This window comes from Litoreibacter sp. JB4-2 (assembly GCF_055693445.1).
Map to the genome: position 1 here is coordinate 2,386,367 of NZ_CM146334.1, position 21,136 is coordinate 2,407,502.

The 21,136-nt window shown below is 58.9% G+C and carries 17 protein-coding genes and 2 tRNA genes; 11 read left to right on the plus strand and 8 right to left on the minus strand.

What is annotated here, in order from left to right; all coding sequences use genetic code 11:
• Window positions 1-8: 8 nt before the first annotated feature.
• Both ACZ1G7_RS11915 and ACZ1G7_RS11920 read right to left on the minus strand, forming a co-directional pair.
• Window positions 9-3,545: a hypothetical protein gene (locus ACZ1G7_RS11915; protein WP_472659613.1), complete on the minus strand. Its 3,537-nt coding sequence runs from the start codon at window positions 3,543-3,545 to the stop codon at window positions 9-11.
• An 11-nt stretch (window positions 3,546-3,556) separates the two neighbouring features.
• Entirely contained in the window at window positions 3,557-9,418 is a 5,862-nt protein-coding gene (locus ACZ1G7_RS11920; RefSeq protein ID WP_472659614.1) for a DUF7507 domain-containing protein, read from the minus strand.
• A gap of 681 nt (window positions 9,419-10,099) precedes the next feature.
• On the opposite strand from ACZ1G7_RS11920, the gene ACZ1G7_RS11925 reads away from it, so the two are divergent.
• Window positions 10,100-10,828, plus strand: coding sequence for an SDR family NAD(P)-dependent oxidoreductase (locus tag ACZ1G7_RS11925; RefSeq protein ID WP_472659615.1), 729 nt, complete (start codon window positions 10,100-10,102; stop codon window positions 10,826-10,828).
• A 34-nt stretch (window positions 10,829-10,862) separates the two neighbouring features.
• On the opposite strand, the gene ACZ1G7_RS11930 is transcribed toward ACZ1G7_RS11925, so the two are convergent.
• The 3 genes from ACZ1G7_RS11930 to ACZ1G7_RS11940 form a co-directional block, all read right to left on the minus strand.
• Entirely contained in the window at window positions 10,863-11,615 is a 753-nt protein-coding gene (locus ACZ1G7_RS11930; RefSeq protein WP_472659616.1) for a phosphate/phosphite/phosphonate ABC transporter substrate-binding protein, read from the minus strand.
• A gap of 8 nt (window positions 11,616-11,623) precedes the next feature.
• The gene (locus ACZ1G7_RS11935) at window positions 11,624-11,938 is read right to left on the minus strand and encodes a Dabb family protein (RefSeq protein ID WP_472659617.1); all 315 of its coding nucleotides are present in this window, start codon (window positions 11,936-11,938) and stop codon (window positions 11,624-11,626) included.
• Between the two features lie 243 nt (window positions 11,939-12,181).
• Window positions 12,182-12,258 (minus strand) — tRNA-Arg (locus ACZ1G7_RS11940).
• A 213-nt stretch (window positions 12,259-12,471) separates the two neighbouring features.
• Here ACZ1G7_RS11940 and ACZ1G7_RS11945 point away from each other — a divergent pair.
• Both ACZ1G7_RS11945 and ACZ1G7_RS11950 read left to right on the plus strand, forming a co-directional pair.
• The gene (locus ACZ1G7_RS11945) at window positions 12,472-13,503 is read left to right on the plus strand and encodes a LacI family DNA-binding transcriptional regulator (RefSeq protein ID WP_472659618.1); all 1,032 of its coding nucleotides are present in this window, start codon (window positions 12,472-12,474) and stop codon (window positions 13,501-13,503) included.
• Between the two features lie 103 nt (window positions 13,504-13,606).
• Complete coding sequence (locus ACZ1G7_RS11950) at window positions 13,607-14,383, plus strand: sigma factor-like helix-turn-helix DNA-binding protein (protein ID WP_472659619.1); 777 nt, start codon at window positions 13,607-13,609, stop codon at window positions 14,381-14,383.
• On the opposite strand, the gene ACZ1G7_RS11955 is transcribed toward ACZ1G7_RS11950, so the two are convergent.
• Together ACZ1G7_RS11955 and ACZ1G7_RS11960 are read right to left on the minus strand one after the other, a co-directional pair.
• Window positions 14,380-14,559 (minus strand): PLDc N-terminal domain-containing protein, encoded by a 180-nt coding sequence (locus ACZ1G7_RS11955; RefSeq protein ID WP_472659620.1) that lies wholly within the window; start codon window positions 14,557-14,559, stop codon window positions 14,380-14,382. The two genes, ACZ1G7_RS11950 and ACZ1G7_RS11955, sit on opposite strands and share 4 nt — an antisense overlap.
• Before the next feature lie 132 nt (window positions 14,560-14,691).
• Window positions 14,692-14,767: transfer RNA gene (locus tag ACZ1G7_RS11960), tRNA-Lys, on the minus strand.
• 119 nt (window positions 14,768-14,886) lie between these two features.
• On the opposite strand from ACZ1G7_RS11960, the gene ACZ1G7_RS11965 reads away from it, so the two are divergent.
• The 7 genes from ACZ1G7_RS11965 to ACZ1G7_RS11995 are packed head-to-tail and all read left to right on the plus strand — an operon-like array spanning window position 14,887 to window position 19,966.
• The gene (locus tag ACZ1G7_RS11965) at window positions 14,887-15,486 is read left to right on the plus strand and encodes a COG3904 family protein (protein WP_472659621.1); all 600 of its coding nucleotides are present in this window, start codon (window positions 14,887-14,889) and stop codon (window positions 15,484-15,486) included.
• Window positions 15,487-15,527: 41 nt separating this feature from the next.
• Window positions 15,528-16,370 carry a diaminopimelate epimerase gene (gene dapF / locus ACZ1G7_RS11970; RefSeq protein ID WP_472659622.1) on the plus strand — a complete coding sequence of 281 codons (843 nt, stop codon included), beginning with the start codon at window positions 15,528-15,530 and terminating at the stop codon, window positions 16,368-16,370.
• Complete coding sequence (mtaB, locus tag ACZ1G7_RS11975) at window positions 16,360-17,619, plus strand: tRNA (N(6)-L-threonylcarbamoyladenosine(37)-C(2))-methylthiotransferase MtaB (RefSeq protein ID WP_472659623.1); 1,260 nt, start codon at window positions 16,360-16,362, stop codon at window positions 17,617-17,619. Before dapF ends, mtaB begins: the two co-directional genes overlap by 11 nt.
• Window positions 17,616-18,242 carry a glutathione S-transferase gene (locus ACZ1G7_RS11980; RefSeq protein ID WP_472659624.1) on the plus strand — a complete coding sequence of 209 codons (627 nt, stop codon included), beginning with the start codon at window positions 17,616-17,618 and terminating at the stop codon, window positions 18,240-18,242. The genes mtaB and ACZ1G7_RS11980 overlap by 4 nt, the downstream gene beginning before the upstream one ends.
• Before the next feature lie 56 nt (window positions 18,243-18,298).
• On the plus strand, window positions 18,299-18,913 hold the full coding sequence (locus tag ACZ1G7_RS11985) for an FMN-binding negative transcriptional regulator (RefSeq protein ID WP_472659625.1): 615 nt from the start codon (window positions 18,299-18,301) through the stop codon (window positions 18,911-18,913).
• Between the two features lie 19 nt (window positions 18,914-18,932).
• Entirely contained in the window at window positions 18,933-19,544 is a 612-nt protein-coding gene (locus ACZ1G7_RS11990) for a glutathione S-transferase (protein ID WP_472659626.1), read from the plus strand.
• Window positions 19,541-19,966: a GNAT family N-acetyltransferase gene (locus tag ACZ1G7_RS11995; RefSeq protein ID WP_472659627.1), complete on the plus strand. Its 426-nt coding sequence runs from the start codon at window positions 19,541-19,543 to the stop codon at window positions 19,964-19,966. Before ACZ1G7_RS11990 ends, ACZ1G7_RS11995 begins: the two co-directional genes overlap by 4 nt.
• Here the strand turns inward: ACZ1G7_RS11995 and ACZ1G7_RS12000 are convergent.
• Complete coding sequence (locus tag ACZ1G7_RS12000; RefSeq protein WP_472659628.1) at window positions 19,963-20,424, minus strand: tRNA (cytidine(34)-2'-O)-methyltransferase; 462 nt, start codon at window positions 20,422-20,424, stop codon at window positions 19,963-19,965. The genes ACZ1G7_RS11995 and ACZ1G7_RS12000 overlap by 4 nt on opposite strands.
• 151 nt (window positions 20,425-20,575) lie before the next feature.
• Between ACZ1G7_RS12000 and petA the strand changes: the two genes are divergently transcribed.
• Window positions 20,576-21,133 (plus strand): ubiquinol-cytochrome c reductase iron-sulfur subunit, encoded by a 558-nt coding sequence (gene petA / locus ACZ1G7_RS12005; protein ID WP_472659629.1) that lies wholly within the window; start codon window positions 20,576-20,578, stop codon window positions 21,131-21,133.
• Window positions 21,134-21,136 lie beyond the last annotated feature (3 nt).

Below are 21,136 nucleotides of genomic sequence, written 5' to 3' on the forward strand. Positions count from 1 at the left end.
GGTCGCGATCAGAACTTTGCAATCAGGTTGATGAACATACCTTTGTCGTCCAGCGTCACATCCGTCAGATCATCGGAGAAGCGGCCAAAGTTGTACCCGATCCCGATCTTGGCGTTGTTGCCGACATGCTTATAAGCCGCACCCAGCAGGCCGAAATTCTTCGACCCTGCATCGGTCAAATCAAGCATCCTGCCCTCAACCAGCAGATCCCATTTGTGGACAAGATGGTAGCGCGCATTGACTACGCCCAGCACCGCGTCATTGCTGACAAAGGCCGTACCAGCGCCCGATGATGTCTCAGACAGGCGTGCGCCCAACTTGCCACCGATGGTCCAATGACGGTTCACATCGTAAATCGCGTCGACACTCAGCACATGGCTCTTTTGCTGCGCGCCCGGCGTATCGGTGCCATCGATGCGCTGCCCATACAGATCGTAGAGATACCGGTATTTGAACAGCAGGTTCAGCTTGTCATTGTCGATAGGTCGGTAGGCGTAGCCCAGGCTCACATCTGTCAGACGACCATCAAGGATCGACGATTGATCCGTGTTGGTATCGGCGTACTCGAAGTTGAACAGCAAGCGGCGCTCTTCGTCGATCTTGTAGCGCGCCGTGACGTCCAGCAGGAACGTGTCGGCATCGCGGCTGGTGCCCGACAGAACACCGCGCTCATGCCGGTACTCGACCTTACCGCGCGCCGAAAGCTGTTCATCCTTGTAGCTGACGCCCAACGACAGCGCGGTGCGGTCAAAATCGCCGTCCACGTCATCCTGCACCCGGCCCAGCTTGATCGCGCCATCATAGCTCAGATACTGGCTGACAGCGTATTCGGCGCCGTAAGCGCTGGTCAGGCTGTTGTGGCGGCCAAACAGGTCATAGGTGTTCTCCGCATAGAAGCTCAGCTGATCGGTGACCTGCTTCTTGCCACCGACGATGTATTGCCCTTTGTCGCTGCCATAGCTGGTGCCGTTGCCGATCTGACGACCCGGGTCCAGCTCGTAGCCAAAGTAGAAGCTATTGGACGCATCACTCTCATAGGTCGCCAACAGGCGCCCACCGACGCCGTAGCTGCCATCTGAGATTTCAGCATCAACCTTCCACTTGTCGGAGAACCGGTAGCTGCCGCCGACACCAAGCCGGTTGTTGTCACGCAGCCCGTTATTTTCAACCGTGCCTTGGGCGAAGACATAGTAGCTCAACCGCTCATTGGCCTTGACGTCAACGCGCGCCGCAACGTCGGTACGGTCACCATTGGTCGCGCCCGTAAGCTTGTCGATATGCTCAGCCGCGAAACTATAGGTCACGCGCTCAGTCGGTGCATAGCTCAGCTCAACCGCCAGCTCCCGGTTATGGTCGCCTACGGCGTTGCTGTAGTCATCGTAACGCGCGGCCCACTTCAGCTGTTCGTTTGGCGCAACTTCGACGGCAAAGCCCCAAAGGTCTTCGTCGCCAGTGGTGGCCGTGACTTGATAATCGAGGGATGAGAACCCTTGTTCGCGTTGCTCAACATAGGCCGACACAAAGCCCGGCGTGGCCAAACCAAGATCGGCGAAATCGGCCTTTATCTCGGCCTTGATCGCCTCACCAGAGCCGCCGGTTGCCGCCGTGTTGTTGATGATCAAACCGCCATCGGTCGAAAAGGACGACCCAAAACCCGGACCCGAGCTGCGCGCATAGTCAAGCCGCGCGTAGCTGCGATCACCGAAGCTGTAGACCACATCCGCGCCAACGACACGTTGGTCAGCGGTACCGGTGCTTTCCTTGATCGCCGACAGACCAAAGCTCAGCTGTTCGGTGACTTGCATCTGCGCCCGACCACCGTAGGAAAACCCGTCCACATCGCTGGCTGTGGGCGAAAACTCATACTGAGCCACAAGATTGTACTGCACATCCCCGCCGGGGTTGGTGCTGATAATCCCGTTGGTCCCGGCATCATTCAGCGGGTTGGTCAGGATGATGGAGCCCTGAATGTAGTTGATGTCATAGTCGCGCCCCGGTTGCAGGGTCGCGCGTTCGATGACGCGGCCTGTGGTGCGGTCGCGCACCTCAATCGTCAGGGTTTCTGATCCGACCAGCAAATCTTGGCGCTGCAAGAAGTAAAGCGAGCCGCCGGTGCCCTGGAACACGTCACGCCCGGGTAAGGTATCCGGGTTGGCCGCATAGGCTTGAATTTGGAAGGTCGGTTGGCCCTCCCCCGTTTGCTGCTCCGTCGCATAATAGCCCTGCGCGCCGTAAAGGCTGCGCTCGTTGCGAACAAACTCATTGCCGTTCAGACGCGCTTGGAAATCGCCCCATTGGGCGAAATTGCCATCTTTCTCAGCCCGTACAAAGAACCGGCCAGAGGTCGGCGCATCATTGACGGAGGTCGAGTCGTCACCAAAGACCGGATAGGTTTCATCGGGATCAATCCGGTTCAAAAGCGACCGCGGGTCCTTTTCGTCGAAATTCGACAATAGGTCGCTCAGGTCTTCTTCACGCGTGTCCGCAGACGCCGTCACGGTCAGGCCGCTGGCGTATTTGCGTTTCGTGTAGAAGGCCAAACGGCCGCGTTCATAAGTGCTGTCAACCAGCGGGTCATCACTGTCGCGGAACCCGAATGTCAGCTCGGCTATGCCCACGCTGAACGCCTCGGACCGCGGGATCTCAACGTCCCGCGTAAAGCTTTGGCCGGTTCCCGACACTTGCACATCAATCGCGTGGCGGCCCGGCGGCAGAATGCGTTGGATCACCATGTTGCCGCTCGCGTCGGGACGCACGGATTGGCCAAGCGCATTGACCCGCGCGCCTTGCGGCACGGAATTCGACGACACGGTGACCGCCCCGCCATTTACCGGAATGCGCCTTATCGCCGTTGTGTCCACGCCTTGCTCAACGCCGTCCACCAACTCGCGTCCGTTCTTTTCGCTCAGCACCAGCGGCGCGGTCTCATCAAAGCGCCCACGGCTGTCATACACACGGTGCACGACGACCAAATCACGGCCCTGAGGCAGGGTCAGCTTTGCTTGCCCACCGGGTGTGATCGGCGCGCGCGCCACAAGGCGCGGCCCGCCCGTGGCTTGGCGGTCAATGATCCGTATCTCGCCGCGTTTGACGAAGGCGGGGTAGTTCAGGCGGCTTTGGAAGGTGACAGTTTCACCCGGTTTGCGCGCCCGATCCGGGCCCAAAATGCCCAGATCAAGCCGTGGCACTGCGCCAAGCCCATCGAATTGCACCCGGATGTCCGCCTTTTCCAAGGCCACGTCGGTGCGTCGCACGGTGTCAATAATGCGCGGGTCGGCGTCAATTGGGACGCCGTCGATCGACAAGACAAACCCGTCTGCATTGTTGACCTTTCGGCCTTCCAACTCGGTATTGGCGCCGGTGGGTGTGCGCACGACCAGCTCGGCATTGTCCTGCTCGCACCCCTCCGGCAGCGTGGTATAGGGCGCCGCGCAAATGTCCGGCTCCCCATCTTGCGCAAGCACCCCAGAAGGGCTGGCCAACACAAGACAAGCGACACTGCCAAGAAGGGCGGTTTTGGCCTTTAAGGACGGTGAATTCAGCATCTCAAACATCCTCACTGCACACGCGTAACGGTAATTTCGACATCAAGCTTGTAGCGGCCATAACGCTTCCAACGTTCACGTATGTAATCCTCCACGGCGCGTACTCGGGCCTGGGTCAGCTTGCGGTCCTCGCCCTTGTGGTAATAGGCGATCCGGATCACTGACGGCTGGTCCTGCATGCGCTGCATCAACCGGTCCAGCCCCTTTTCAAGGCGCTGTTTCAGCTCGTCACTGCTGCGCTCAAACGCGGTGCCGGTCAGGTCAATGTCAACGATGCGCGAGATTGAGGCCCCGAAGTTGATCTTCGCTAGCTTACCGGCTGTCACACGAAGGACGCGTGGGTTCTCCGTGGTCATGCGGTAGCCGCTCGGCAGAGTGCGGGTGTCGACTTTCAGGATGATATTCCCACCGATGGCCCCGTCGGGCAGCTCGGCGCATGGCACGTGGAACCGGCCATATTCATCCGTCGTGATCAACGTGCCGCGCACGGTGGCCACACGAACCCCGGCCAGACCCGGCTCGCCCTCATGGACCAAGACCCGGTTATCACCGGTGCCGCGATATTCCGGCCCATCCTGATACCCATTGGAATTCAAGTCATCGAAGACCTTACCTATGATATCCGTGCAGTCGAAAATCTCATCCGGGATCCGTTGGATTGTCGCCTCTGCGATGTTGGACAACAGCGTGCCTGTGTTGTCATAGACACCCGCCTGGTTGGTCAGCGCGCCGACCGGCGCATTTGCTGCAACGCGGGCCGACAAAGTGATCGTCAGCGTACCGCCCGGCAGAATGCTGAGACTATCGAAACTCACCTGACGCCCGGAAATGACGCTGCTTGGCGCGAAAGGCGCACCGTCAACGGTCGCGGAGCCCGGGATGAAGGTCAGCCCGACCGGCATCGTATCAACGACGCTGATATTGGTCACCGGGCCGGACAGAGCGTTCGACGCCACAATCGTGTAAGGCACAATCTCGCCCAGCCGGAAATCGGTGCGATTGCCCGTCACTTGCTTGGCAATCGTCACACCACTTTGGTCCGACGGACCCGGCAGCAAAGTCGGCACACCTGGGCCGCCCGGCACATCAGGAACTGTATCCGGACCGCCAGATGCATTGGTGCCCGCGTCAGAATCGTCCGTCCGTGTCGTGCCCGCTGGGTCGTCGCCACCCGCCGTCGCCATGTTGCGCAGCGTCACGGGCGCGCCCGTGAAGGCAGGGTTCACATTAACGGTGAAGGTCACCACATAGCTGTCGCCGGGGATCAGGGTACCGCTGGGTGTAATCAACCCGTTGGTCCCGTCATAGCCCCCATTTGCCGTCGGCAAGGTCGAGCCCGCGCTGATCGTACCCGCCGTCACGGCTGGCGCCACGGCCACCCGCCGGAAGGCGCTGCCCAGCTGCGCCACGCTTGTCAGGTCGTCTTCGAGCGTCAGCGTGTCGAGCGTAACATTGCCCGTGTTAGTCACCGTGATCTCATAGGTGGCGTCATAGCTGCCATCGCCCTGAACCCCACCCACGGCGAGCACCGATTTAGTGGCGCCAATCTCAGGGGTCACCGCTGGCGTTGTGATCACTGTCGGCACACCGCCACCCACAGGGTCGTTGGGGTCATTGGGTGTGGTGTCGGCTGTACCGTCTGGCTGTGTATCCGCATCGGAATCGTCGCCAACGTCGTCAACACCCGCAACGCCCCCGGGCGTTAGCCCAGTTGCACGCGCTGTGTTTTGTAACGTTGCTGGCGCGCCCGCAGCTGCCGCGTCTACATTGACCGTGAAAACAACCTGATAGCTGTCACCGGGCTCCAAACTGCCGTCCGCCCCCGTGATCAGACCGTTTGTCCCGTTATAAGCAGCCCCGTTTGTCGTCGGCGCCGTTGAGCTACCGGAGGTGTTGGTAAGCGTGACAACGGGTGCGGCGGTCACGCTTTGGAACGCGCTACCCAGTTGAGTAGCGGCTGTCAGATCGTCCACCAGGGTCAACGGCGAAAGCGCTGTGTCGCCCGTATTGGCCACATTGACCGTATAGGTCACATCAACCGAGCCATCCCCGAGGATGGGGCCAACGGAGGCTCCTTTGCCAACATTCAAAGAAGGGGTTGGGCAGAAAGGTACTTTCAGCTCGAACTGTGTCGAGTTCAGCCCGTTAAAAGCCGTTCCGTTCGTCTTATGAATAACTTGGAACCCAGTCAGTTCGCCACTCGTTCCGACATCAAACTCCGCAAAGTTCGACAAACCCGCCCCCACAGGGCCGATAATCTCAATAGTCCGACCGTCCGGTGAAATCGTTGTGCTTGTCGTGGCAGCGTTTGACCCGTTCACAACCCAGGTGAAGCCGACCGTCGGGTTAATGGCCGTAATGGTAAGTATGTCGCCATTCTGGTTCATGTTCGACCCAACAGCGCCAAAGGTGGGCCCAGCAACGATACGCACAGGTATTTTTTGCGCAAATTCGTACTGGTTGTAGGTATAGGCCTGATCGATATTTGCCGGCGCTCGGTCCTCATAGCGAATGACAGCACCCGAGCCGGAAACGCTGTGATTTGGATCATTGAAGCTGGTGGTCCCGGAGACAGTCGTTGCAACCACGGGGTCGCCCGCGATGTCTTGGCTGAAAGAGCCACCTGCGCCCGACAGACCCGAGACATTCAGTGAAGCACCCGAGAAAATATCGGGAAGGGTACATTGTGCCTGATCCGAACCGGTCGGGGTCGGCGGTTGCGGCACTTGCGGTACGTTGATCACCGTTGGAACGCCCTCGCCCGGTCCGTCATCGGCCTCATTGGGGATCGTTTCCGGCGTGCCATCTGGGTTGGTGTCGGTATCGGAATCGTCGCCCACAGCGGGTGGCCCCAAAGGTGGAATACCGGTGCCGCGCGCGGTGTTTTGCAACGTTGTAGGTCCACCAGCGGCGTTCGGATCCACATCGACGGTAAACACCACGGTAAAGCTGTCGCCGGGTTGAATCGTTCCGTCGAGGCCTGTGATCAGCCCGTTGGTGCCGTTATAAGCCGCGCCATTCGTAGTCGGCGCCACAGAGGTCCCCGAGGTATTGGTCAGCGTCACAACCGGCGCCGACGTCACCCCGTTAAAGGCGCTGCCAAGCTGACCCGCAGCGGCCAGATTGTCCTCAAGCGTGACGGGGGACAAAACGTCCGGCCCGGTCCCGGTGTTGAGATATGTGACCGTATACGTGACTTCAAACGTGCCATCAGGATCAACCGGCCCGACGGAGGCGCCTTTGCCCACGTTCATCGAAGGGCTTGGCGCGGGCGGTGCCAGAACAGTTGGCACACCCCGACCCGGAGGGTCATCCGGCCCGTTTGGCGTTGTATCGGCGCTGCCATCGGGCTGCGTGTCGGTATCCGTTTCGTCAAACACATCGGGCCCGGTGGGCGGCGTGCCCCCAGCAAGCGCTGTGTTTTGCAGCGCCGCTGGTCGGCCAGCGGCGTTCGGATCGACATTGACCTCAAAGACCACAGTATAGCTGTCGCCCGGCTGCAAGGTCCCGTCTGTCCCGGTAATCAACCCATTGGTGCCGTTATACGCGCCACCATTGGTGGTCGGGGCAACGGATGTACCAGACGTATTGGTCAGCGTCACAACAGGGGCCGACACAACGCTGTTAAAAGCGGTTCCCAGATTGTCCGCAGCCGTCAGATCATCGACCAGGGTCAGCGGCGTCAACGGCACGGTGCCAGAGTTCTGCACGGTGATCGTGTAGGTCGCATTAAAGGTGCTGTCAGCCAGAAGCGGATCAACGGACACGCCCTTGCCCGCGTTCAGACTGCCCGGCACATCGCAGGCCACAACCTGAACGGCGTCTATCGCATAGCGCTCAGCAAGATCAGCAGTCGCGACACCACCCGGGAATTGGCGCCCATTGATTTTTTCCGGGCCAATTTCGATGCTTTGGACGCTGCTCAAAACGCTGGCGAAATCTGCCAATGTCGCAGGCCGGTCCGCGCCAGATGTCGGGTCAAATGTCCATTCCGGCGAAGGTGCCAGACGGGCCTCAACAGGAACCCATTGTCCCGCCGCCAATGCCGCGCTTGCTGATCCTATTGGGATCACCAGCTCCAGACTTCCGCCCGCACCGTTGATGACGATTTCGGGGCGCGTCTGCTGGTAATTGCCTGCGACGACGCCCGGCGCCCAATTGAATCGCTCGAAATAGATCGCGCCGTTGACCGCACCCGACCAATCCACATTACCCAGAGACGGGCTGGTCCAGATCGGTGAATTATTGCTGCTATCAAAGCTGGAGATAAAGCCGCCGCCGGAGGGGCTGACCACACCGCCGCCGGAATTCAGCGATGGGTGGTAGGTCGCATCCGTGATGGTCCCGTTGACATTTCCAACGTTGTTTTGCGGCTCCAAGTAGCCAACCGGTGGGTTCACGGTCTGGCTCGATGTGTAACCCGCATTGGTACCTGCATCGAACAGCTCGCTATACAGGGTGGATGTCGGGGTACACTGGCTCGTTGTCTGCGGCGTCACAGGGTTGAGCATTTGTGGCGGCGTCGGGATGGTGATCTGCGTCGGAACGCCGCCCCCAATAGGATCATTGGGGTCATTTGGCGTCGTATCAGCGCTGCCATCAGGTTGCGTATCGGTGTCGGAATCGTCACCGATCGCGGGCCCGCTCGGCGGTGTGCCAGTGGCGCGCGCTGTATTTTGCAAAACCGTGGGCGCTCCGGCAGCGTTGTTGCTGACATTGACTCCGAAGGTCACTGTCACCACGTCGCCGGGCTGCAAAAGGCCATCCGCCCCGGTCAAAAGCGCGTTGGAGCCATTGTAGCCCGCGCCCGTGCTTGTCGGCGCGGTTGAGCTGCCTGAGGTATTCGTCAGGGCCACCACAGGGGCTGCGACAACGCTTTGGAACGCAGTGCCCAGTTGGTCGCCCGCCGTTAGGTCATCGACCAGCGTAATAGGCGTGAGGCTCAGGTTGCCGGTGTTTTCGATCGTGACCGTGAAGGTCACGTCGAATGTCCCATCGCTTTGCAGCGGACCAACAACGGCTCCTTTGCCAACATTCAGCGCGGCAGTGTTTGGAATGGTCGTCCGCTCAACCTGTTCACCGGCAAGCCCGGCATCGCTGTCTGACACTGTGCTGTAGGAATTGGGGATCAAGTCTTCGTAGGTGATCGTCGCCTGATTATCGACAAAGCCCGTGTTGATATCGGCTTGGGTCAGAACATAGTCTACGGTGTAGACCATTGAAGCGCCCGGCTGCAGATCGGTTGGGGTCCCATTGCCACCATCAAGATCGTTGCCACCGCTCTGCAAACCAGGGACCGGTGTCGTGCCTGTGCCCGTAAAGGTGGTCTCGCTGATTGCCACGTTATAGGCCGTGGTCGTGCCGTTATTTGCCACTGTATAGGTGTAGCGAATGATGTCGCCGGCCTGCGCTGTGCCCGCGTCGCCAACAATATTGGTGATCAGCTGTGAGGCCTTCGTCAAATCCAGCTCGGGTGGCACACAAATCAAGGATGTAAAAACGATATTGTCTACGCCGACGTCGTTGCCGCTAGACCCGTTGGGCTGCGAGTTGAACAACACTAGGTTGACGTTGCTGGTCCCCGTTGGTGCCGGGACGACCTCTACCGTCGTTGTGCGCCAAATATCGTCATTGGCGACACCGACGACCGAACTGTTACGCGACGCAAGCTGCGAACCGGTTCCCGTATCTTCGATGATAAGGGTAAAGTTTGGCACATCCCGGCAGCCTGCGCATGTCCCTGCAAGCGCGGTCGACAATTGGAAACCTGCCAGTGATGCACCGGGCGGAATCGCCCCCGGGGTCAAATTGACGTTGTTGACCCGGTAAAACTCACCCTGCCAGAATTGGCCTGGTTCGTTCCTCCCGCGCATGTTGACGCCTAGGAAACGGCCTTCTGTATTCCCATCGGCATCTACATCTCCCGCGGTCCGCATAAAACTGGCAGAAAGATCAATTGAGCGCCCCACCGCATAAAAATCATCCCCGATTGTGCCCGACGCCCTGAAACCATGGTTCAACACATTTGGGTCAGATGTCCGGCCTGGTCCTGTCCCGAAGTCTTGACTGTAAACCGTGCCAAGCGCGGTCATGTCCGCAACGCTACACGCCGCCTGCGCAAATGCGCCCGTCGGCAAAAGCAGAAACGCCAGTATTTGGGCTAGATTTCGAAGGCTGCGCTTCAATAGACGGGAAGCAACACTCGCAAATATAAGCACCGCATTGCGCCAAAGGCATAGCACACAGAAACTAACCCAACCAAATGGCGTCATGCTCTTCTCCCCATCGTTTCGTCCGACATTTCTTTGGCTCTATGCGCGCTCTAGCTGGAACGCAGTTCGGCCGGTCATCGGTTCGGCGTAACCGTAGTCGCTTGCAGGGTTAGGGGGAAAGTCAGCTGTGCAGTGACGCACAGCGCGAAGTGTATTTTTTCACATCAACTGAGCTAAATATGACACATTTATGACAAGCCAAAAGACACCTAGCTATCTCAGAGCGCGCATGTTCTTTGAATTCACTATCGTTCTCACCTGCAACATCCGATGGGAAAACACATGGAACAGCTCGCAGTAATCACAGGCGGTGCCCGCGGCATTGGGTTTGCCTGCGCACAGGCTTTGGCCGCCCAAGGCAGCAAAATCGCGCTGTGGGACATGGACCCGTCAGCACTGGCGGAGGCAAAAACGGCCCTCGGGCCGGACACTGCCACTGTAACCGTCAATATCAGCGATTGGACCAGCGTCTCGGAGGCCGTCGCAAAGACCGAGGCCGCGCTCGGCCCGATCACTCAGCTGGTCAATTCTGCAGGCATCGCCGGCCCCAACATGCCAATAGAAGACTACCCGCTCGACGACTGGAACGCGATTGTGTCGGTGAACCTCACAGGCTCCTTCCACCTGTTGCGCGCGGTGCTACCGGGCATGAAACAGCGCGGCTACGGACGCGTCGTGCTGATCGCCTCTGTGGCGGGCAAGGAAGGAAACCCAAACGCGTCGGCCTATTCGGCCTCAAAAGCAGGGGTGATCGGCCTGACCAAATCGGCCGGTAAAGAATGCGCCGATCTTGATATCGCGATCAATTGCGTGACCCCGGCCGCCGCGCGGACCCGCATCTTTGATCAGATGAGCGAAGAACATATCAACTACATGCTGTCGAAAATTCCGCGCGGCAGGTTTCTTGAGGTTGATGAGGCCGCCAAGATGATTAGCTGGCTTTGCTCGGAAGAGAACAGCTTCACCACTGGCGCCGCCTTTGACCTATCCGGTGGGCGGGCGACGTATTAGACCCTAACCCCGCCCAAAACCTGAATTTTCCGAACTATTCAAACGCCGCGTCGTCATAATCGCTGGGCCGCAATGGCACCAACGCCCGAATGCTCAGATCCGTGCGTCCCTTGCTGATCTCGGAACGAATTGCGGCCTGAACGGCCCGCGCGATGAGCGTTTCGTCAAACTGCAACGCGCAAATATATGGTAGCCCCGGAACGGGCGGTGTCTTTCCAATGACGCGAAGTTTTCGTGCCACGGTGTCAAAACGCTCGATATCCCGCCATGTCACCGCATCAATAGCGGCCACATCCGCAAGCTCGTCAGCCACAGCGCGTGCAGACAATCGATGCGCGCCGGTTTCCAATTTCGCTGAAAACCCAATACCCCGCTTGGCCAGAAATGAGATCGGCCCATGATAGCCCGATTGGCTGTCCCTAGCATTGAAGGCAAGCGAGGTACCATCAAGCCCTGCAAGCTCGAAACGTTTAGAATTCGCGCTAACCACAAAGACAGAATTGTAGAAGCCAGGCGGACAGCCCTCCAATCCGTAATCCGGCGTGCCGACGATCTTCACCTGACCGCGCAGACGCGTACGGTACGGGTAGCCGCAGGTCTGGCTCAGCATAAGATGAGGGTTCAGCCAAAATTCATCGCCGACGCCATCAGTGCTAAGGGTTTCAGGCGCACCCATTCCGTTTTGGCGAAGGGCGTCGCGGATCGCCGCCCAAAATGACAGGTGCGCCGCGTCCAATTCGGGGCGCGCATACATCGGCAGGCTCGCGACAGGTCCTATAGGTGACACACCGCGTTCTAGCTCGCATGATCTAGGTCAAAGACCGTGATGCCGTCGGCACCGCCTTGGCAAGATGCCACCAAACCCTGCGCGATCAGCTTATGCTCTGGATGCTCCGCGTAAACCGCAAGCGCGTCGGCATCCGAAAAATGCGCCACGAAACCATAGTGATATCCTTCGGATTTTTTCTCAAAATCACGGTTTGGTCCGTAGGTGACCGAACCCATCCCGTCGACGATGCCCGACAGTTGCACCAAACGCGTCATGAGCGTTTCAAGCTGCCCCATGTTAGCATCAGGTTTCAGAGCAAGAAAGACGCAGTGAACTATCATTTATCTCGGGCCTTCTGTTACAAGTCGGGACGGCAAACGATGCCCCGCCACTACATTCCCTATACACGCTTCGACGCCAATAGTAGCTTCAAATCCCAAGCCAAGTCGCGACAGGTTCGAGCGCAGCTTGTCGCTGGCGCAGAATACCTGTTGATCCCCCAAAACGCGCCAACACATTGTCAAAACGCGGTCGCCTCGTCCCTTAGTCCGACTAAACGGCAAAGGATATTTTTCAGGCAGTTTTGGTGACCCCGGCAGGATTCGAACCTGCAACCTGCCCCTTAGGAGGGGGCTGCTCTATCCAGTTGAGCCACGGGGCCGTTTTGTCCGTTCTGCGATGATCATTGGCGGGAGGCAACAAAAAAGGGAGCGCACAGATTGGCCCAAGCGCGCTCCCTTTAGTGTGGTAAGGCACAGGGGAAGCCCGGGCCAAACCGAAATTGTTAGCGTTAACATAGACAGGAAATCGCCTTTGGACAAGCCCTTTGATACGCGGTATCAAGGGATAATCTCTTACGATCAAAGGCTGAAGCGTGACCAGTAGATCAGACCCCGACTACCGCCCGCAACTGACCTTAAGAGACGTATCAGAAGCCTCTGGCGTCTCCGAGATGACGGTGAGCCGTGTGTTGCGAAACCGGGGTGAAGTTTCTGATAAGACACGCGAAAAAGTACTTAATGCCGCGCGTGAGCTGGGCTATGTGCCCAATAAAATCGCGGGCGCGCTTGCCTCCAACCGGGTTAATCTGGTCGGCGTTATCATCCCCAGCCTGTCCAACATGGTCTTCCCTGAGGTGATGATGGGCATTTCCAGCGTGCTTGAAGGCACGCCGCTGCAACCCGTCGTTGGCGTCACGTATTATGAACCCGAAAAGGAAGAGGAGGTCATCTTTGAGATGCTCTCCTGGCGGCCCTCCGGCCTGATCGTGGCGGGGCTTGAGCATACGGACGCAGCCCGCAAAATGATGGAAAATGCAGGCGTGCCGATTGTCGAGATTATGGATGTGGACGGCGCCGCGATTGATGCCTGCGTGGGGATCAGCCATGAGCGAGCCGGACGCGAAACAGCGACCGAAATCCTGAAACGCGGCTACCGAAAGATCGGGTTACTGGGCACCAAAATGCCGCTCGACCACCGTGCTCGGAAACGGTTTGAGGGATTTACAGCAGTACTGAACGAGGCCGGTATCACGCTTGCTGACGAGGAATATTATTCGGGTGGCTCCGCGCTCGCCAAGGGGCGTGAGATGACGCAAGCCATTTTGAAGCGCTCCGGTGATTTGGATTTTCTGTATTATTCCAATGACATGATCGGCGCCGGCGGGCTGCTCTATTGCCTTGAGGCGGGTGTCGCTGTGCCCGATGATATCGGCATGGCAGGTTTCAACGGGGTCGAGCTGATCGACGGGCTGCCAAAGCGGCTCGCGACGATGGACAGCTGCCGATCCGAGATTGGTAAAAAGGCGGCGGAGCTGGTTCTGGCAAGCCTCGACAAATCGGCGGAACAGGGCTCGCGCCATGTTGAAATTTCACCGGTTTTCGCGCCCGGCGACACGGTCCGGTAAAAGAAAACCGGCTTTCTCAGCCAAAAGTTACCAAATTCTTCATGTTTGCTGACTAAATTCGCCACCCAATCCTGAATCGCAATCCAATGTTGAGGCACTGCAGATGGCCAACGGCGCAAGCCGGGCAGCAGGAGACATTGTTGACGCGGTTATGCCTTTTCTGCGGCGCTACGGGCGTGCGTTGTCAGGATGCCGGGCCACCGGCGATGCGCTCGCCGCCCGCGCCAAGAAAAGCGTCCGGCCCCATATCAGCGAAGTGTCCGTGCGCGCCATTCGCATCGCGCTGTTTCAAGGGCTGAACCGCACATGGGAAACCCCGCGCAACGGCTCGCTCAGCCAGGTCGCCGCGCTCAACAAGCTCAACCGGATGACCCCGCACACGCGGGAGACGCTGCTCTTGCGCACGATTGAGGAATTCTCCTTCGCCGACATCGCCGAAATTCTTGAAACGCCGCCCGAGGCGGTGCCCGACCTGTTCGAAACCGCGCTCAACGAAATCCCCTATCGGACCGGCACGCGCATCCTGCTCATCGAGGACGACGTCTTGATCGCGATGGATATGGCCAATTGCGTCAGCGATATGGGCTGCATTGTCACCGGCGTGGCGCGCACCGCGGCGCAGGCGGTGGAAATGGGCAAGGATACGCAGCCCGAGCTGGTGATCGCCAGCACGGAGCTGGCCGACAAATCCTCCGGGCTCAGCGCGGTGCGGCAGCTGACGCATGCCAATCCCGCGCTCGATGCGGTTTTCGTCTCGCCCTACCCCGAGCGTCTGCTAACCGGCGTGCCTGGTGAGCCGGTCTTCATCATCGCGAAACCTTGCCTCGATGATCAGGTGCGCAGCGCGGTCAGCCAGTCCTTCATCCTTAGCGGCGCCTAGCGCGCGGCCGGTTTTGGCCCAGCAAAATACCAGATGATGAAGCCGATGATCGGCAAAATCAGGACAAGCAGGATCCAAAGGACCTTCTTGGGCGTCTCTTCGTTGGAATTGAAGATCGACACGATCGCCCAGATATCCAGGACGAAAACGATCAACCCACCTAGAGATTGAAACATGGCACTCCCCTTTTCGCGTGACCCGTTCATGGGCACCTTAACAAGCCCAGGCGCGATGTCGATCTCTTGCCGCGCACGCGGCGAAATCACGCGCTCTTGTGATTTGTTTTTCACCGCCTTCTGGGGGAGAAGTGGTGAGCCCTGATGGGTTCGAACCATCGACCTACTGATTAAAAGTCAGTTGCTCTACCAACTGAGCTAAGGGCCCACGTGAGGTGCCCAACTAATACCACGGCACGGACCCGTCAAGGGCTAAATCTAAAGTAACAGTAACGCTGTCGACCTGTATTTTCACACCATCAATAGTTGATAAGAACGGACCTTGTTATGCACCTCAAATCCCTGCTTGTTTTTGCCTCTTTCCTAGCCTTTGCGGCCTGCTCGCCGGTCAATGAAACAAAAATGTCAGACGGCGCAAAAGCTGTTGGTGGAAACCTGTTCATTGTGCCGAACAAAAACAAAGCATTGGGTGGTGACGGGTTCTTGGTGCTCAACGGTGAGATCACGCCAAAGACCTCCTTCATCTTTCAGGCATTTGCTGCACAGAACAAGGTCGAAGGGCTGATCATCGGTTATAGCCCGGGCGGCAACACAGCCGCCGCGCATCAGATCGGTCGCACGATTCGCGCCAATAAGATCAACACCCTTGTGCTTGCAGGCTGTTTCTCCGCCTGCGTTGACCTGTTTGCCGCTGGCAAAAAACGCATTATCACAGATGCGGGCAAGCTTGGGCTTCATTCCTGGAAAGGTGGCACCTCGCAGGCGCAAGCGCTTGCCGTCGCCCAAAGCTATTGGGTCGAAATGGGGTATCCGCGTTCCATCATGCAAAAAGCCTTCAAGGTGCCGCATAAACAAATGTGGGTGATTGACGCAAAACGCGCACGCAGTCTGCGTTTGGCGACCGAAATAGTCGCGCCAAACGGCTAGCCCACTTTCCAGACCATATTTGCGTCGCTATATGCAGCGCTATGACCAAAGGCAGCACACATCCTTTGCCCTTCATGAAAATGCATGGGCTCGGCAATGATTTTGTCGTCATCGACCAGCGGGACGGTGACGCCAAAGTCACGCCCAGCCTTGCCCGGGCGCTGGGCGATCGGCACCGCGGCGTCGGCTTTGACCAGCTCGCCGTGTTGGACAACGTCGATGGCGCCGATATTGGCCTGACATTCTACAATGCAGACGGCTCTATAGCCGGGGCCTGCGGCAACGCGACACGCTGTATCGCACAATATGAAATGTCCCGATTAGACACTGACGCGATGACATTGCAAACCGAACGCGGCCTCTTGCAAGCTGTGCAAACCGCACCTGGTCTTGTCAGCGTCAATATGGGCGCGCCGCTTTTGGACTGGCAGGATGTGCCGCTTGCGCAGGCCATGGACACGCTCGCATTGCCCATCGACGGCGCACCGTCGGCCACTGGCATGGGCAACCCGCATTGCACCTTCTTTGTAGATGATGTGATGGCCGTCAATCTGGACGCGCGCGGCGCAGAGATGGAACATCACCCGCTTTTCCCGGAACGCACCAATGTGCAATTCGCCCAAGTGATCGGCCCGGATCACTTGCGTATGCGCGTCTGGGAACGCGGCGTCGGTGTGACTTTGGCCTCCGGCTCTTCCTCCTGCGCTGTCGGTGTTTCCGCTGCCCGAAAGGGTCTAACATCGCGCAAAGTGGCAATTGACCTCGACGGCGGTCGGATAGAAATCGACTGGCGCGACGACGGTGTGTGGATGACGGGCCCAACCGCGCATGTGTTTTCGGGTGAGTTGACCCCTGCCTTTCTCTGCCAGATCAATGACCACTAAGCCGCCCATCTTCGCCACGCTCGGCTGCCGTCTCAACAGCTATGAGACGCAAGCGATGAAGGAGCTTTCCGCTGGGGCTGGCATCAGCGACGCCGTCGTCGTCAACACCTGCGCCGTAACGGCCGAAGCCGTCCGCAAAGCCCGTCAGGAAATCCGCAAACTGCGTCGCGACAATCCGACCGCCCGCATGATCGTCACCGGCTGCGCCGCCCAGATAGAGCCTGAAACCTTCGCCGCCATGGACGAAGTCGATGTGGTCATGGGCAACACTGAAAAGATGAACCCCGCCACATGGGCGGGCCTCGCGGGCGATTTCATCGGTGAGACCGAAAAGGTCATCGTTGACGACATCATGTCCGTTACCGAAACCGCCCAGCACTTGATAGACGGTTTCGGCACCCGGTCCCGCGCCTATGTGCAGGTCCAAAACGGCTGTGACCACCGCTGCACCTTTTGCATCATCCCTTATGGTCGCGGCAACTCGCGCTCCGTTCCCGCAGGCGTCATCGTCGATCAGATCAAGCGCCTGGTGCAAACCGGCTTTAACGAGGTCGTCCTGACCGGCGTCGATCTGACCAGCTGGGGCGCCGACCTGCCCGCCACGCCAAAACTCGGCGATCTTGTCATGCGCATCCTCAAACTGGTGCCTGACCTGCCGCGCCTGCGCATTTCCTCCATCGATTCGATTGAGGTGGACGAGGCGCTGATGCAGGCCATCGCGACCGAGCCGCGCCTCATGCCGCATATGCACCTGTCCTTGCAGGCTGGTGACAACATGATCCTCAAACGAATGAAGCGCCGCCATCTGCGCGACGACGCCATCAAGTTTTGCGAAGACGCCAAAAAGCTGCGCCCCGACATGACATTTGGCGCCGATATCATCGCCGGTTTCCCGACTGAGACCGACGCCATGTTCGAAAACTCCCTCAAGCTGGTCACCGATTGCGATCTCACGTGGCTGCACGTCTTCCCCTACTCCCCACGCCCCGGCACGCCCGCCGCCAAGATGCCGCAGGTGAATGGCAAGGCAATAAAATCACGCGCCGCCACGCTTCGCGACGCAGGCCAAGCGCAAGTTGCCAAACACCTCGCCAAGCAAGTCGGGAAACCCCACCAAATCCTGATGGAAAACCCCCGCATGGGCCGCACCGCGCAATTCGCGGAAGTCGCCTTCGAACAAGACCAGCCCGAAGGGCAAATCGTCCGCACAACCATCAAATCCGTGGCCAAAAACCAGCTCGTCGCATGAAGCCCATCCTCTATTCCTTCCGCCGCTGCCCCTACGCAATGCGCGGGCGTCTGGCGCTGGTTTCTGCAGGAATAGAGACTGAATTGCGCGAAATCCTTCTCCGTAACAAAGCCCCTGAATTCATTGAGGCGTCCCCCAAGGGCACGGTACCGGTGCTTGTCACCAAAGATCAGGTCATTGAGGAAAGCCTCGACGTCATGGACTGGGCGCTCGCCCAAAATGACCCCGAAAACTGGCTTGATTACCCTGCTGAGGGCCGCGCCCTGATCGCCACCTCGGACGGCCCGTTCAAAACCGCGCTCGACCGCACCAAATACCACACCCGCCACGACAGCGACCCCGCGATTGAACGTGAAAACGCCGCCAAATTCCTCCGCCAGCTCGACGCTCAACTGGCCGGCAAACCGTATCTATACGGCCCGCACCCAACGCAGCCCGACATGGCAATCCTGCCCTTCGTGCGCCAATTCGCCAACACCGATCGTGCGTGGTTCGACGCGCAGCCCTGGCCCGACCTGATCCGCTGGCTCGACGCGTTCCTCGTCAGCGACCGGTTCGCACGCATCATGCCGAAATTTCCCAAATGGCAGGCCGGCGACCCGGTCACGCTCTTCCCGCAATAATCGCCCTTGGACTGCCCCGCGCGCTCCCCTAGGCTCCGGCGAAAGAGGACGACACGATGCACCCAAACCCCGCTTTCCGAAAAGAGGACACCGCGCGCAACATCGCTTTCGCCCGCGACCGCGCCTTCGGGACGCTGGCCATCAACGGCGATGATGGCCCCCTGACCAGCCACATCCCGGTGCTGCTGAATGAAAGCGGGGCAGAGGCCGAGCTGCACCTCGTCCGCTCCAACCCCATTGCGCGCATCACCGCCCCTGAAAAAGCCGTCATCACCATCCTGGGCCCCGACAGCTATATCTCGCCCGATTGGTACGGGGTGCCCGATCAGGTGCCCACCTGGAACTATGTATCCGTCCGGCTCAAAGGCGTGTTGCATCCGATGCCACATGCAGATCTGCACGCCATGCTCGACCGACTCAGCGCGCATTTTGAGACTCTATTACTGCCCAAAACACCTTGGAAAAGCGAAAAGATGAGCGACGGCGTCATGGAAAAAATGATGCGCGCGATCCTGCCTTTCCGGTTTGAGGTCACCGATATCGAAGGCACATGGAAGCTGGGCCAAAACAAGCCGGATGAGGTCCGTATCGCCGCTTCAGATCATGTCGCAGCCTTCGGCCAAGGTTTGGAAATCGCAACGCTCGCCGCCCTGATGCGCGGCGCAAAATAACGCAATCGGAGGACAAATTATGAAGCTCTATTACGCCCCAACCTCGCCCTATGTGCGCAAAGTCGTCGTGCTTTTGAAGGAAACCGGCCAATTCGATGACGTCGAACTGGTCACCGCAGGCGGCACCCCAATCGATCCCGGTCCGAACCCAATCCAGCTGAACCCAATCGGTAAAATCCCAACCTTGGAACGTGCCGCAGGCCCTGCGCTTTACGACAGCCGGGTAATTTGCCGCTTCTTCGATGACCGCGTTCAGGCCGGGCTCTACAGCTCCGGCGCGCGGCAGTGGGAGCTTTTGACGCTGGAGGCCACCGCCGACGGCATGATGGATGCCGCCATTCTGGGCGTCTACGAATCGCGGCTGCGCCCCGAAGACATGCGCTATCAGCCATGGGTCGACGCCCAATGGGCCAAAATTGCGCAAAGCCTCGATGCGTTGGAAACCCGTTGGATGAGCCATCTTTCGGGTCCGCTGAATATCGGCCAGATCGCCGTTGGCTGCGCCTTGGCCTATCTCGACCTGCGTTACCCGGATCGCGAATGGCGCAAAGGGCATGACACGCTTGCGGCCTGGCTCGAAGAGTTCGCCAAGCGCGACAGCATGACATCCACGGTGCCGCCCGCGCAATGACTGTGCGCCGCGCAACATGTGACGAAGACCTCACCACCTGCCTCACTATCCGGCGGGTGGTGTTCATCGAAGGCCAAAACGTCCCAGAGCATGAAGAAGTCGATGGCCGCGACCCTGAATGTCTGCATTACCTGCTTTGGCAGGGCGAAAAAGCCGTTGCGACCGCGCGTGTGCTACCCAAAGGCGAGGTGGCAAAGATTCAACGCGTGGCCGTCCTAAAGGAAGCACGTTCAGGCGGAATAGGGTCTATTTTGATGCGCGCCATTCTTGATGATCTGCGCGAAAACCACGCATTCAACAGTGCCATTCTCGGCTCCCAAACCCACGCGATAGGTTTCTACGAAAAGCTGGGTTTCACAGCCTTTGGTCCTGAATATGACGACGCAGGTATCCCGCATCGCGACATGACCCGCGCGCTTTAGCGCAATTGCCGCGTGGCCTCCCCCAAGGCAATCGCGGCTGCAATCGCCACATTCAAACTACGCCCGCCACCCGGCATGTCGATCCGCAAGGCGTCATCTGCCGCCGCCACGACATGGTCTGGCACGCCCGCGCTTTCCTGACCGACCAAAAGGCAATCGCCCGGTTGAAATGTAAAATCCCACAAATCGGTGGTGGCTTTGGTGCTCAATAAAACCAGCCTGCCCTGACGCTCCGCCTGAAAGGCATCCCAGTCATTGTGATGTCGGACATCGGCCTTTTCGCCGTAATCCAACGCACGGGTGCGCAGTAATTTCATCGAAAACGGGAAGCCGCAGGGTTCAATCACATGCAAAGGCGCATCAAAACAGACCCCCAACCGGACCAAAGATCCCAGATTCGGGGCCAGATCCGGCTGAAACGCGGCAATTTGGACTCTGTTTACGCAATGGTGCGACAATTGGCTTGCCTCTGGGTGCTTTCCTGACTGGACGAGAGACCTAGCTTACCTTTATCAACCGCGCGAGGGCCTATGCACGGATTCCGTGGGTGGGTTACGTGAATTTGTTCGGCAATATGTCCAGCGCCGAAGAGCTAATGGAGAAGTGTCCGTGTCCAACGCAGACGATCACGCAGGCAACACACGCCGCGATTTTCTATATTACGCAACCGCAGGCGCGGGTGCCGTGACCGCAGGGGCCGCCATTTGGCCCTTGGTCAACCAGATGAACCCATCTGCCGACGTTCAGGCCTTGGCTTCGATCGACGTTGATGTGTCCGAGGTAGAGCCCGGCACACAGCTGACAGTCAAATGGCTCGGCAAACCTGTGTTTATCCGCCGCCGCACCGAGACAGAGATTGAGGAAGCGCGCGCCGTTGAATTGAGCGAACTGCCAGATCAGGGCGCCGAGAATGCGAACTTGCCGGGCGCTGATGCCGCCGATGAAAACCGCTCGCTGGACGAAGCGGGCGAATGGCTGGTCATGATCGGCGTTTGTACGCACCTGGGCTGCGTGCCTTTGGGCGACGCTGGCGATTTTGGTGGCTGGTTCTGCCCGTGCCACGGTTCGCACTACGACACTGCTGGACGTATCCGTAAGGGCCCTGCGCCTAAAAACTTGCCCGTTCCCGTCGCTGCGTTCGACGGCGACACGCTGACACTCGGTTAAGGG

Bases quoted from the DNA above. Each gene is read 5' to 3' on its own strand.
- ACZ1G7_RS11915 (WP_472659613.1), bottom strand. From the start codon at position 3,545: ATGCTGAATTCACCGTCCTTAAAGGCCAAAACCGCCCTTCTTGGCAGT.
- ACZ1G7_RS11920 (WP_472659614.1), bottom strand. From the start codon at position 9,418: ATGCGCGGGAGGAACGAACCAGGCCAATTCTGGCAGGGTGAGTTTTAC.
- ACZ1G7_RS11925 (WP_472659615.1), top strand. From the start codon at position 10,100: ATGGAACAGCTCGCAGTAATCACAGGCGGTGCCCGCGGCATTGGGTTT.
- ACZ1G7_RS11935 (WP_472659617.1), bottom strand. From the start codon at position 11,938: ATGATAGTTCACTGCGTCTTTCTTGCTCTGAAACCTGATGCTAACATG.
- ACZ1G7_RS11950 (WP_472659619.1), top strand. From the start codon at position 13,607: ATGGCCAACGGCGCAAGCCGGGCAGCAGGAGACATTGTTGACGCGGTT.
- ACZ1G7_RS11955 (WP_472659620.1), bottom strand. From the start codon at position 14,559: ATGTTTCAATCTCTAGGTGGGTTGATCGTTTTCGTCCTGGATATCTGG.
- ACZ1G7_RS11965 (WP_472659621.1), top strand. From the start codon at position 14,887: ATGCACCTCAAATCCCTGCTTGTTTTTGCCTCTTTCCTAGCCTTTGCG.
- dapF (WP_472659622.1), top strand. From the start codon at position 15,528: ATGACCAAAGGCAGCACACATCCTTTGCCCTTCATGAAAATGCATGGG.
- mtaB (WP_472659623.1), top strand. From the start codon at position 16,360: ATGACCACTAAGCCGCCCATCTTCGCCACGCTCGGCTGCCGTCTCAAC.
- ACZ1G7_RS11980 (WP_472659624.1), top strand. From the start codon at position 17,616: ATGAAGCCCATCCTCTATTCCTTCCGCCGCTGCCCCTACGCAATGCGC.
- ACZ1G7_RS11985 (WP_472659625.1), top strand. From the start codon at position 18,299: ATGCACCCAAACCCCGCTTTCCGAAAAGAGGACACCGCGCGCAACATC.
- ACZ1G7_RS11990 (WP_472659626.1), top strand. From the start codon at position 18,933: ATGAAGCTCTATTACGCCCCAACCTCGCCCTATGTGCGCAAAGTCGTC.
- ACZ1G7_RS11995 (WP_472659627.1), top strand. From the start codon at position 19,541: ATGACTGTGCGCCGCGCAACATGTGACGAAGACCTCACCACCTGCCTC.